Source organism: Paenisporosarcina sp. P4_E4_2 (genome assembly GCF_056401595.1).
Map to the genome: position 1 here is coordinate 1 of NZ_JBFUJC010000489.1, position 1,620 is coordinate 1,620.

General features: G+C 43.5%; 2 protein-coding genes. Both read right to left on the reverse strand.

The annotated features are described in order from the left end of the window. The coding region (locus AC1DSB_RS18980) for a phosphohexomutase domain-containing protein (RefSeq protein WP_477587384.1) at positions 1-905 on the reverse strand (905 nt) is incomplete at its 3' end. Positions 906-933: 28 nt separating this feature from the next. Next, positions 934-1,620 (reverse strand): CdaR family protein (locus tag AC1DSB_RS18985; RefSeq protein ID WP_477587385.1); only part of this gene is annotated, 687 nt, incomplete at its 5' end.

Here is a 1,620-nt window from a genome sequence, read left to right on the forward strand (position 1 = left end):
CTACTCATACCATGAGATTCAAGCGCCTTATAGAAGCCCATGTTACTCATAACTGTAGAAACAACTGTATCGTGCTTCAAACGGCCTTCACTATGCAAGTGCTTCGCACAAATGTACATAATTTGATCGCCATCTACGATTTGACCTTTTTCATCCACTGCAATCAGACGATCGCCGTCTCCATCAAACGCAAGCCCTACATGAGCTCCTTTGTCAACGACAAACTTAGCCAATACTTCAGGGTGAGTAGATCCGACACCTTCGTTAATGTTCAAACCGTTCGGTGATGCACCCATCGTGGAAAGATCCGCATCCAGGTCAGCAAAAACATGAGTTGCTAAAGAAGAAGTAGAGCCATGTGCGCAGTCCAAAGCAACATGGATGCCAACAAAATCTTCATCCAACGTTTGCTTTAAGTAACTGATGTATTTTTGTCCACCTTCAAAGTAGTCCGTAACAGATCCTAAATTGCCGCCAACCGGGCGTGGCAATTCATCCACTTCTGTATCAATAAGCGCTTCGATTTCCGCTTCTTGTTCATCAGAAAGTTTGAAGCCATCAGAACCAAAGAATTTGATTCCATTATCTGCAACCGGGTTATGTGAAGCTGAAATCATGACGCCCGCTTCAGCACTCATCACACGCGTTAAGTAAGAAACACCTGGCGTACTGATGACGCCTAAACGCATAACTTCTGCACCTACAGATAAAAGACCAGCAACCAGTGCACCTTCCAGCATATGACCGGAGATACGTGTATCACGTCCAATCAAAACTTTCGGACGACTTGTAGCTTCTTTTGTTAAAACGTATCCACCGATACGACCTAATTTAAATGCTAATTCTGGTGTAAGCTCGCTATTCGCAACGCCTCGTACCCCATCAGTTCCAAAATATTTACCCATTTATCTATTCTCTCCTTCAAATCCAAACTTAAGCTCGCACGACATCCACTGTGACAGAAGGTGAAGACACCGTCCAAGTCACGTTTTCAGGACCTTCAACGGTGACAACCAAAAGATTTTCACCGTTTTCAGCTGTGCTTGCATCTACATATACTTGAAAATCCTTCGCACTCAAGGTGTCAATATATGGACTTTCTCCTCGTACAGTCAAGAGGACTTGACCACTTTCAGGTTGGCTGAATGCGTAATGATCCTTTTCATTCAACCCTTTGACTTCTACATTAACATCCGCGAATTCACGGGATTTTGTTTTAACTTCGTTATCTTCTTCAGCTGGCACTTGGCCGGACTCTTCCACCGACTCTTCTTTAGGTGCTGGTGTCACATCAACAAGTACTTCCAGTTGAGATTCAGAAAGTCTCGACACACCTTTAGGTACCGGTAATTTCAATGCGAGTTCTTTTGATTCTTCAAGCTTACTCACATCTACGTCCACCTTGATTGACTCCAATGCATCGACAACCGCTCGGTTTCCGTACACACGTACATACTCAAATGATGGCGTTAAATCATTAATTATTACGCCTTCTTTAGGTGGCCCGATTTGCCTTAAAGCAATGGGTACCTCTTTGCTATATTCTTCAATGTTAACCGTGACGTCCACTTGAGCAGGTTCAATGGTCACATTCAATTTGGATAAATCCTTATCCAATAC